Origin of the sequence: Nocardia blacklockiae (assembly GCF_015477355.1) — a bacterium.
GTDB lineage: Bacteria > Actinomycetota > Actinomycetes > Mycobacteriales > Mycobacteriaceae > Nocardia > Nocardia blacklockiae.
Window position 1 is genome coordinate 1,189,140 of sequence record NZ_JADLRJ010000001.1, and the last position, 10,526, is coordinate 1,199,665.

Consider the following 10,526-nt stretch of genomic DNA (forward strand, 5'->3'; position numbering starts at 1 on the left):
CCGCCCTCACCCCGCCTCGTGCGCCTGATTGACCTCCGCCAACGTGGTGAAGATCGGCGTCTCCGGATCCGCCGCCACACCCTGCCGCCGCAGGAACCCATCGATCAACCCCCACACCAACTCCGTCGCCTCCGCCACGAACTCCCCCGCACCCGCCTCCGGCGACCCCTCCAGCCACAGATCCGTCGTCGCCACCACCACCCCGACCACCGCGCGCGACAGATAATCGATCCCGCCCACCTCCACCGGCACCGCCTCCGCGATGGCCCGCGCCAGCCGGGTGAACCGCCGCGCGGCGTCCCGCCCCAGATCGAACTGCAGCACCGCGCCGTCCCCACCACCCGACGACGGCAGCACCGGCGCCTGCGCCAGAAACCGGAAAACGTTGGGATGCAGCAGAATCCCCTCCGCATACGCCTCGAACACGCGCCGCAGCGCAGGCCGCGGCGGCTGCAACAGCAACGTCATGTCGTCCCCGGTCGCGGCGAACGCCGTGCGCGACATGCGCTCGGCGACCGCGGTGTACAGATCCGCCTTGTCCGCGAACTGCCGATACAACCGCGGCTTGGTGATCCCCGCCTCCCGCGCGATCGCGTCCATACTCGGCCGCGGGCCCGACCGGTCGATCACCCGCACCGCCGCGTCCACGATCTGGTCGCGGTCCACCCGCGGCGCGGCACTGTGACGGCTGGAACGGGGCACGACTACTCGACTTCCCTGATACGGAATCCTGCGGCGACCCTACACGTACCGCCGGTACGCCGGTTCCGCGCCTCCCGGCCTCACCACGAAACCTGTGACAGAACACAACGATCCCGCAGCCACCGAGGCCTTGCGAACAGAACATCCGTACTGTCAGTATCGTCGAACGTACCGGCGGTACGATCCAGCGGGACAGCCCGGCACTGCGAGGTAGACACGATGACCCACCCGCCACACACCCCCTTCCCACGGTCGCGCCGCCGCACCGTGCGCCACGACGGCCTCGCCCTCGCCGTCTACGAACACGGGGACCCGGCCGCCGACACCCTCGTCCTCGTCCACGGCATCACCGACACCCACCGCGTCTGGGACGAGGTCGCCCGCATGCTCGCCGACGGCTTCCACGTCGTCACCTACGACGTCCGCGGCCACGGCCGCAGCACCAAACCCCCTGCGGCCCAGCACTATCGGCTCAGCCACCTGACCGACGACCTCTACGCCGTACTCGACGCCGTCAGCCCCGACCGGCCCGCCCACGTCGCCGGGCACGGCTGGGGCGCCTTCCAGCTCTGGGCCGCACTCGCCGACCCCCGCGCCAACACCCGCATCGCCTCCGGCACCGCACTGTGCGCACCCGACCTCGGCCGCCTCGCCCTCGCCCTGCGCCGCCCCCGCCTGCCCGACACCCCCTGGTGGAAACTCCCCGGCCTCGGCTGGCTCGTCCTCGGCCGCCGGCTCCTCCCCTGGCCGCGCGTGCGCGCCCACCTCGCCCACGGCACGCCGCTGCTCTCCGTCACCTGGCCCCGCGACCTGCTCGCCGGCGCCCGCATCGTGCGCGCCAACCTCGCCCACCACCTGCGTCACCCGCGCGTGACCCACACCGCCGTCCCCGTCCAGCTGATCGTCGACCGCGCCGACGCCCGCGCGCTGCCCACCGCCGCCGACCACGTCCGGCGCGGCGTCGACCGGCTCTGGTGCTACCAGCTGCCCGCCGACCACTGGCTACCACTCACCGAACCACTGCTCGTCGTCGAGGCGATCGCCAACTTCATCGACGACCTGCGCGCCGACAACGCACCCATCGAATACACACCCCGGTAGCCCCGCGCTCGCCCCACGCGGCGCGATGCGACAATGAGTCGCCAGCTCACCAGCGCACGAAGGACGATCTCGCAGCACGATGGCCGACCACGACCCGACGACCACCTCGGCATCGCCGGAACCCGCCATCGACCCCGCGGACCTCGCCGCCTGCCTGCGCGTCCTCGACCAGGCCGCCCGCCTGGACAAGGAGCACCCCGACTCGGTCGCCGTGCAACGCGCCGTCGGCCACATGTTCAAGAAGCTCAAGCAGCGCCGGCGCGTGGCCGCCCGCGACGCCAAGACCGCCGCCGACCGCGCCGTCGTCGCCGGCACCGCGACCGGCTCGCCGCACCGCATCGACGACGAGACCGCGGGAATCCCGTTGTCCGCCAGCACGACCGGCGCGACCGCGGGTACCCTCGTCCGCCCCCGCCCCTGCTACATCTGCAAGCAGCGCTACACCCGCGTCGACGCCTTCTACCACCAGCTCTGCCCCGACTGCGCGGCCCGCGGCCACGCCAAGCGCGACGCCCGCACCGACCTGCGCGGCCGCCGCGCCCTGCTCACCGGCGGCCGCGCCAAGATCGGCATGTACATCGCGCTGCGACTGCTGCGCGACGGCGCGCACACCACCATCACCACCCGCTTCCCCAACGACGCCATCCGCCGATTCACAGCGCAGCCCGACAGCGCCGACTGGCTCCACCGGCTCCGCGTCGTCGGCATCGACCTGCGCGACCCCGCCCAGGTCGTGGCCCTCGCCGACGACGTCGCCGCGCAGGGCCCGCTCGACATCCTGATCAACAACGCCGCGCAGACCGTCCGCCGCTCACCCGGCGCCTACAGCGCGCTCGCCGAGGCCGAGAACGGCCCGCTGCCCGCGGGCGAACTCCCCGACAGCGTCAGTTTCGGCAAGACCATGCAGGCCCACCCCACCGCGCTCACCGCGTCGCTGGCGCCCGCGCTCACCGCCGCCGACATCACCGACCTGGCGCTCGTCGCCGGATCGGCCACGCCCGAACGCATCGCGCGCGGCGTCGCCATCGATGCCGGCGGCCTGGTCCCCGACCTCGCGCACACCAACAGCTGGGTGCAGACCGTCGCCGAGGTCGACGCCACCGAACTGCTCGAGGTGCAGCTGTGCAACTCGGTCGCGCCGTTCCTGCTCATCTCGCGACTACGCCCCGCCATGGCCGCCGCGCCGGCCCGCCGCAAGTACGTCGTCAACGTCTCTGCCATGGAGGGGGTCTTCAGCCGCGGCTACAAGGGCCCCGGCCACCCCCACACCAACATGGCCAAGGCGGCCCTGAACATGCTGACCCGCACCAGCGCCCGCGAGATGTTCGAAACCGACCGCATCCTCATGACCGCCGTCGACACCGGCTGGATCACCGACGAGCGCCCGCACTACACCAAGCTCCGCCTCGCCGAGGAAGGCTTCCACGCGCCCCTCGATCTCGTCGACGGCGCGGCCCGCGTGTACGACCCGATCGTGCGGGGTGAGGACGGGGTGGATCTGTTCGGGTGCTTCCTGAAGGACTACGAGCCGTCCAATTGGTAAGCGGCTGGGCGTGATTGAGGCTCCTGGCCCTCTTTGCTGTCTTTTTGGGTTGGTGAGGTCGGTTGGGGTTTCGGCGACGCGCTTTTGTGGCTTTACATGCATAGATGCGCATAGGGTGATAGCGGTATTTTTTTCTCTCTCCAAGCGGGCCGAGGCAGGCTCACTCCCAGTGCCGGGTCGAAAGATGTTGCGATACCGGGATTTTCGCGTCGCATCACGGCTGCGCCTCCTCCCCTGCGGTAGCTCTCTGCCGTCCCTCGGGGCTTCCTCCTCCCCTGCGCGGTTTGTCGACGTGCTCCTCCGGCCGACGTTGGTAGTTTCGGATATACATGCTCAGATGCGCATATCGGTGTATAGGTATTTTCGAACTCGCCGCGCCGCTGCACTCCGGAAAGATAAGTGCGCGTTGGGGTCCGGGCCTTCTAAGCTGGTGAGATGTACCGGCTGCTGGCAGACGTCACCGCGGGTGTGCATTTTCTGTTCGTCGTCTATCTGGTGACGGGCGGCTTTCTCGCGTGGCGGTGGCACCGGACGATCTGGACGCACATCGCCGCGGTGGGCTGGGGGTTCAGCACGGTGCTGTTCACCGTCGACTGCCCGCTCACGCGCCTGGAGAACTGGGCGCGGCAGCGGGCCGGCGACTCCGAGCTGCCGCCCGGCGGTTTCATCGACCACTACATCACCGGCGTGCTGTATCCGCGCGACGCGCTCGATCTGGTCCGTGTGCTGGTCGTGATCGTCGTGCTGCTGTCGTGGGCCGGGCTGTGGTGGCAGACGCGGCGGCGCGACTGTCTGGCGCAGCTTCCACCGTCGCCGCAGTAGCTCGTCAGGGCAGCCGGGCGGCGACGAACTCCGCTATCTCCGAAGGTCTTTCGTCGAGGTAGAAGTGGCGGCCCGGGAAGGTCGCCAGTTCGAATTCGCCGGTGGTGTGGTCCTGCCACGCGCGCGCCTGCTCGGCGGTCACGGTGGGGTCGTCCGCGCCCAGCAGCGCGGAGATGTCGCAGCGCAGTAAGTCGCCCGGCTGGCAGCGGTAGGTCTCGACCGCGCGGTAGTCGTTGCGCACCGCCGGGAGGACGAGGTCGGCCAGGCCCGGTTCGGTGCGCAGCACGGCCACCGCGGCGGGATCGTTGGCCAGGCGCTCCAGCTCGGCGATGAGATCCGCGTCGGGAGCGTCGTGCAGGCGGCCCGGATAGGGGGCCGACGGCGCGATCCGGCCGGAGACGAACAGCCGCACCGGGGTACGGCCCTCGGCTTCGAGCCGCCGGGCGGTCTCGAAGGCCACGGTCGCGCCCATGCTGTGCCCGAACAGTGCCAGCGGCGCGCTCGGCTCCGACACCAGCACGTCGGCCGCCACCCGGTCGGCCATCTCGCCGATATCGGCGACCATCGGATCGCCCAGCCGGTCCTGCCGGCCCGGATACTGCACGGCGAGGACCTCGACACCCTCCCCTATCCCCCGCGCCAGGTCGCGGTACGCGCTCGCCGAACCGCCGCCCGGCGGGAAGCACACCAGCACGGCCCGCGGCCGCGCCGCCGTACGGAACTCCCGCAACCAGGTGGTGTCGTTGCCGTTCTCCGCCACGAGGGCGCCTCCTCCGCGCTGGGTGACTTCCGGACGTGGTGCGCGCTCGGCGTCGAGCACCGAGGCTCCGATACCGAGCATGCCAGCCGGTCGGCACCCCGCGCACCGCCGCAGGGTGTGCACGGCCGGTGTTTGCCGGGGCTACGCGCCGCGCAGCGCTTTCACCGCGAGTTCGACGTCGTCGCCGTTCAGCAGTTCGCCGGCGGGCGCGAGCAGCGCGAGCATGGCGTAGCCCTGGAACAGGACGAAGTACAGCTTGGCCACGGCCCGTGCCTCCTTCGCCGACAGCTCGGGATGCAGTTCGCGCAGCAGCGCGGACAGGTCGCCGTAGGCCCTCTCGGTGGCGTCGGACAGGTAGGCCTGGAGTTCCTCGGAGCGGGCGATGCGCACCGCGTTCTCGAGGCTCAGTAGCAGCTGTTCGCGGTTCTGCTGCACGACGTCGAGCATGCCGTTCCAGGTCGGTCCGACGGACTCCGACAGCGAGCGGCCCTCCCCCGCGTCCCGCATCGCCGCCTCCATGCCGTCGCCGATCTCGCTGCCGATCGATTCGGTGATCGCCTCGGAGACGAGCCGGTCCTTCGAGCCGAAGTGATAGCCGATGGCCGCCAGGCTGACGTTCGCGGCCGCCGCGATGTCGCGCGCGGTCACCTTGGCGAGTCCCCGCTCGAGGATCGCCTTGCGGGCACCTGCCAAGAGATCTTCCCGGTTTCCCATGCACCCCACCCTACCAGCGTCTTAGACATTTGTTCTAGACATGCGTGCCACGGGTGTGTTAGACATTTGTCTAAGACGTTCGAACCAGAGAACAGGACAAGCCGTGAACACCTCCGCAGCCACCCCCCACATCCTCGTCTCCGGCGGCGGCATCGCCGGGAATGCCGTTGCGCTGCAACTGCTTCGGGCCGGTATCCGGGTCACCGTCGTCGAGCGCGCCGCGACGCCCCGGCCGGGCGGCCAGGCCGTCGATCTGCGCGGGCCGAGCCGCGAGGTCGCCGAGCGCATGGGCCTGATGCCGGGCATCCGCAAGTACCAGCTGCACGAACTGGGCATGTGCTACGTCGACGCCGAGGGGCACGAATTCGCCAGCCTGCCCATGGAGATGTTCGACGGGAAGGGCCCGGTCGCCGAGATCGAGATCACCCGCGGCGACCTGAACCAGGTGCTGCTCGACGAGGTCACCGCCGCGGGCGGTGCACTGGACTACCGCTACGGCGAGTGGATCGAGGCGCTGCGCCAGGACGATTCGGGCGTGGCGGTCACCTTCGCCTCCGGTCGCACCGAACGCTTCGACCTGGTCGTCGGCGCGGACGGCGTGCACTCGGCGACGCGCCGCCTGGCCTTCGGCCCCGAGGAGCAGTTCGCCACCTACCTGGGCGGGTACGGCGCGTTCTTCACCATTCCGACCCCGCCGGACGTGCGGCCCGGCTGGTTCGCCCTGCACGCCGTGCCGAGTGCGGCGCTCGGCATCCGGCCCGACGGCGACCCGAGCACCGCGAAGGCGATCATCACCGTGCGCACCGACGCCGACCCCGCCCTGCGGCGCGACGTCGCGGCCCAGCAGCAGCTGATCCGCGACATGCTGGCCGGGGCGGGCTGGCACACGCCGACCGTGCTCGAGGCGATGCGGTCGACGCCCGACTTCTACTTCGACGTCCTCGCGCGCATCGACATGCCCAGCCTGTCGGCGGGGCGGGTGACCCTGGCCGGAGACGCCGGGTACTGCGGCTCGCCCATGACCGGCATGGGCACCGCGATGGCCCTGGTCGGCGCGTACATCCTCGCCGGGGAGATCGCCGCTACCCCGGCCGATCTGCCGGGCGCGCTGGCGCGGTACGAGGAGAAGGTCACGCCGTTCCTCGCCGAGGCCAAGCAGATGCCCGGCGGCGGGATCAAGATGATGTTGCCGCAGAGCCGGTTCGGCATGGCGCTGGCCCGCACCTCCATGCGCGTGATGATGTCGCGGCCGATGCGGCCGGTCATGATGAAGGCGTTCTTCGGCAAGACCGACAGCTACGAACTGCCGTCGTACTGACCTGTCCGCCGGTGTGGCAGCGACGCTCGTTAGGCTCGATTCGTGCGGCAGAAGATCATGATGGATGTCGATACCGGCATCGACGACGCGCTGGCGCTGCTGTATCTGCTCGCCAGCCCGGACGCCGAGATCGTCGGTATCGCCGCCACGGCCGGCAACGTGCCCGCGGCCCAGGTCGCGGCGAACAACCTGGCGCTGTTGGAGTTGTGCCGCACGCCCGGCATCGAGGTCGCCGTCGGTGCGGCCGAACCGCTGTCGATCCCGTTGCGCACCACCGAGGACACCCACGGTCCGCAGGGCATCGGGTACGCGAGCTTCGGGCCGGCGGCGGCCGCTCTGTCGGACCGCCACGCGGCACAGCTCTGGGTCGACGTCGCGCGGGAGCGGCCCGGGGAGATCATCGGCCTGTGCACCGGCCCGCTCACGAATCTGGCGCTCGCGCTGCGGCTGGAGCCCGAACTGCCGCGGTTGCTGCGGCGGCTGGTCGTGATGGGCGGGGCGTTCAACCACCCCGGGAACACGACGCCGACCACCGAGTGGAACGTGCACGTCGACCCCGAGGCCTGGCGGGAGGTCTTCGCCGCGTTCGCCGCCGCCCCGGCGGACCGGCGGCCGCTGGTCTGCGGCCTCGACGTCACCGAGACCATCGAGATGTACCCGGAGCATCTGGTCCGGCTCGCCGAGCGGGCGCACAGCCTGCCGGTGGAGACGCTCGCCGAATCCGACGCGCCGGGCGTGATCTCCAAGGCGGGCAACGCGATCGTGCGGTTCGTCACCGACGCGGTGCGGTTCTACTTCGAGTTCCACCACCAGTGCGGCCAGGGTTACCTCGCGCACCTGCACGATCCGTTCGCCGCCGCGGTCGCGCTCGAGCCGGGCCTCGCGCGGACCCGGCCCGCCACGGTCGACGTCGAGCTGAGCGGCACTTTCACCCGCGGCGCGACCGTGGCCGACTGGTCCGGGATGTGGGGCCGGGAACCCAACGCGGACATCGTGATCGGCACCGATCCGGCGGTGTTCTTCGACCGACTGATCGCGCGGGTCGGGGATTTCGCCCGCGCGACGTATCCGAGCGCGTAGGACGGGAGACCCGATGGGTGCCGACGAGGACGACGTCGCTTTCGTCGCCGGGTTCCGCGAGCGGCTCGGCCTGCCGGGGCTGGTGGACATCCACACCCACTTCATGCCCGAGCAGGTGCTGCGCAAGGTGTGGGCCTACTTCGACGGCGCGGGGCCGCTGACCGGGCGACCCTGGCCGATCACCTACCGCGACGACGAGCAGGTGCGGCTGAAGACGTTGCGCGGCTTCGGGGTTCGCGCGTTCACCTCTCTGGTGTATCCGCACAAGCCGGATATGGCGGCCTGGCTCAACGAGTGGTCCGCCGACTTCGCCGCCCGCACCCCCTACTGCCTGCACACCGCCACGTTCTATCCCGAACACCACGCGAGCAGTTATGTGGAGGCGGCACTCGAGGCGGGTGCGCGAATCCTCAAGGTGCACATCCAGGTCGGCGACTTCCACCCCTGCGACCCGCTGCTGAACGAGGTGTGGGGCATGCTCGCCGACGCCGGGGTCCCGGTGCTCACCCATTGCGGATCCGGTCCCGCCGCAGGGACATACACCGGACCCGAGCCGATGCGCGCACTGCTGCAACGGTTTCCGCGGCTGCGCCTGATCGTCGCGCACATGGGCGCGCCCGAGTACTCCGAATTCCTCGATCTCGCCGAACGATTCGACGGCGTCCACCTGGACACCACCATGAACTTCACCGACTTCTTCGAAGCCGAGGACCCGTTCCCGCCCGCCGAGCGCGGGCGCCTGCGCGCGTTCGGCGAGCGCATCCTGTTCGGCAGCGACTTCCCCAACATCCCGTACTCCTACGGTCACGCGCTGCACGCCCTCGAGCGCCTCGACCTCGGCGCGGACTGGCTACGGAACGTCTGCCACCACAACGCCGCCCGGATGTTCGGCCTCGACTAGGCGCTGCGGCCGCGCCAGCCGGGTGGCCTCGACCCGCCCGCGCAACACCACTTCCTCCCCCGGCTGCCACCGGCCGCGTTCGGGTTCGGCGGCCGCGGCCACGGTCGCCGCCGAGGCGAGAACGCGGCCGGGGTCCTGCTTGGCCAGCTCGCACAGGCGGGCGGCCTCGTTCACGGCGTCACCGATCACGGTGAACTCGTAGCGGCGGTACGCGCCCACGTTGCCCGCCACCACCCGGCCCGACGAGACCCCGATCGCGGCGTCGAATTCCCTTGCGCCACTGGACAATCGAAGACGGATGCCGCGCGCCGCGGCCAGCGCCGCGCCCGCGTAGTCGGCGAGCGGAGCGGGCGTGCCGAACACCGCCAGCGCGGCGTCGCCCTCGAACTTGTTGATCAGCCCGCCGCAGCGCTCCACCTCGTCCACCACGACGCCGAAGAAGTCGTTGAGGATCGCGACGATCTCGCCGGCGGGCCGGGTCGCCGCCATGGTGGTGGAGCCCATGATGTCGATGAACAGCGCCGCCGCCTCGACCTCCTCGCCGCCGAGTTCGGTATTGCGGGCCAGGGCCGCGGCGGCCACCTCGTCGCCGACGTGGCGGCCGAACAGGTCCCGGATCCGCTCGCGCTCGCGCAGGCCGTCCACCATGCGGTTGAAACCGCTCTGCAACTCGCCCAGTTCGGTGCCGTCGAAGACGGTGACGTGCACGTCGAGTTCGCCGTTCTCCACCCGGCGCAGCGCCCGGCGCACGGTGCGCACCGGCGCGACGGTGGCCGCGAAGGTCTGGGTCATCAGCAACAGCCCGAAGACCAGGGTGGCGCCGCCCAGCGACAGCACGCAGATCGCCAGCCGCGCCTCGCTGAAGTCCATGCCGCACAGCGACAGCACCGCCAGCACCATCGCCAGCGTCACCGGCACGCCGGTGGCCAGCGTCCACACCAGCACCGAGCGGCCGAACACCCCGAACCCGCGCAGCCGCCGCGCCGGGGCGGCCTCGAGCACGCGCGCGGTGACCGGCCGCAGCGCGAACTCGGCGATCAGATAGCTGTTGGCGCACACCACGACCACGGTGAATCCCATGCCCAGCAGCACTTTCGGCACGAAGGCGGCGTCCACCAGGCCGTAGAGCGGGGTCAGCACGGCCGCGCCGCCGAGCCACAGCACCGCCTGCTGCATCACCAGCCGGCGCGGCACCCGCGCGGCGGCGGCCTGTTCGGCGGCGGTGGGGACCCGGTCGGGGTCGATCGCCCAGCGCAGGGTGCGCACGCCCCACACGGTCCCCCACACCGTGCCGACCACCACCGCCAGCGCCGCGTACAGCGGCGTCGCGACGAAGTTCTGCAGCATCAGCCGGCGGGTGAACATCGACGGGCCCGGCAGCACGAAGCCGACCAGCGCGATCACCACGGCGATCCCGGTCAGGTTCGCCACCAGCAGCGGGATCGTGAGCAGCGCCTGCACGCGCAGCCGGCGCAGCCCGGACGTCTCGTCCGCGGACCCCAGCAGCCGCGACCCCCAGGGCGCGGGCCCGAGGGCCTCCGGCGTCAGCTCACTGTCGACCATGCATGCAGCGTATGCGGAGATC

10 protein-coding genes are annotated in these 10,526 nt (G+C 71.1%); 6 read left to right on the forward strand and 4 right to left on the reverse strand.

From position 1 onward, the window contains the following. Positions 1-6: 6 nt before the first annotated feature. Positions 7-702, reverse strand: a complete 696-nt coding sequence (locus tag IU476_RS05235) for a TetR/AcrR family transcriptional regulator (protein ID WP_195097024.1) — start codon at positions 700-702, stop codon at positions 7-9. Positions 703-921: 219 nt separating this feature from the next. Here IU476_RS05235 and IU476_RS05240 point away from each other — a divergent pair, with 219 nt between their 5' ends. From IU476_RS05240 to IU476_RS05250, 3 genes are all read left to right on the forward strand, one after another. Continuing rightward, a complete protein-coding gene (locus tag IU476_RS05240; RefSeq protein WP_195097026.1) occupies positions 922-1,803 on the forward strand; it encodes an alpha/beta fold hydrolase in 882 nt (293 codons plus the stop codon). Between the two features lie 79 nt (positions 1,804-1,882). Then, positions 1,883-3,346, forward strand: coding sequence for an SDR family NAD(P)-dependent oxidoreductase (locus IU476_RS05245; protein ID WP_195097028.1), 1,464 nt, complete (start codon positions 1,883-1,885; stop codon positions 3,344-3,346). Between the two features lie 435 nt (positions 3,347-3,781). Continuing rightward, on the forward strand, positions 3,782-4,168 hold the full coding sequence (locus IU476_RS05250; RefSeq protein WP_195097031.1) for a DUF2784 domain-containing protein: 387 nt from the start codon (positions 3,782-3,784) through the stop codon (positions 4,166-4,168). Between the two features lie 4 nt (positions 4,169-4,172). On the opposite strand, the gene IU476_RS05255 is transcribed toward IU476_RS05250, so the two are convergent. Both IU476_RS05255 and IU476_RS05260 read right to left on the reverse strand, forming a co-directional pair. Continuing rightward, complete coding sequence (locus IU476_RS05255; RefSeq protein WP_195097033.1) at positions 4,173-5,009, reverse strand: thioesterase II family protein; 837 nt, start codon at positions 5,007-5,009, stop codon at positions 4,173-4,175. Positions 5,010-5,069: 60 nt separating this feature from the next. Further along, entirely contained in the window at positions 5,070-5,642 is a 573-nt protein-coding gene (locus tag IU476_RS05260) for a TetR family transcriptional regulator (protein WP_195097034.1), read from the reverse strand. Between the two features lie 103 nt (positions 5,643-5,745). On the opposite strand from IU476_RS05260, the gene IU476_RS05265 reads away from it, so the two are divergent. The 3 genes from IU476_RS05265 to IU476_RS05275 are packed head-to-tail and all read left to right on the forward strand — an operon-like array spanning position 5,746 to position 8,941. After that, positions 5,746-6,960, forward strand: a complete 1,215-nt coding sequence (locus IU476_RS05265) for an FAD-dependent monooxygenase (protein WP_324193875.1) — start codon at positions 5,746-5,748, stop codon at positions 6,958-6,960. Positions 6,961-7,017: 57 nt separating this feature from the next. Beyond that, a complete protein-coding gene (locus IU476_RS05270; protein ID WP_195097542.1) occupies positions 7,018-8,040 on the forward strand; it encodes a nucleoside hydrolase in 1,023 nt (340 codons plus the stop codon). A 13-nt stretch (positions 8,041-8,053) separates the two neighbouring features. Continuing rightward, a complete protein-coding gene (locus IU476_RS05275; RefSeq protein ID WP_195097036.1) occupies positions 8,054-8,941 on the forward strand; it encodes an amidohydrolase family protein in 888 nt (295 codons plus the stop codon). On the opposite strand, the gene IU476_RS05280 is transcribed toward IU476_RS05275, so the two are convergent. Beyond that, entirely contained in the window at positions 8,891-10,504 is a 1,614-nt protein-coding gene (locus IU476_RS05280) for an adenylate/guanylate cyclase domain-containing protein (RefSeq protein ID WP_195097037.1), read from the reverse strand. The two genes, IU476_RS05275 and IU476_RS05280, sit on opposite strands and share 51 nt — an antisense overlap. Positions 10,505-10,526: the final 22 nt, after the last annotated feature.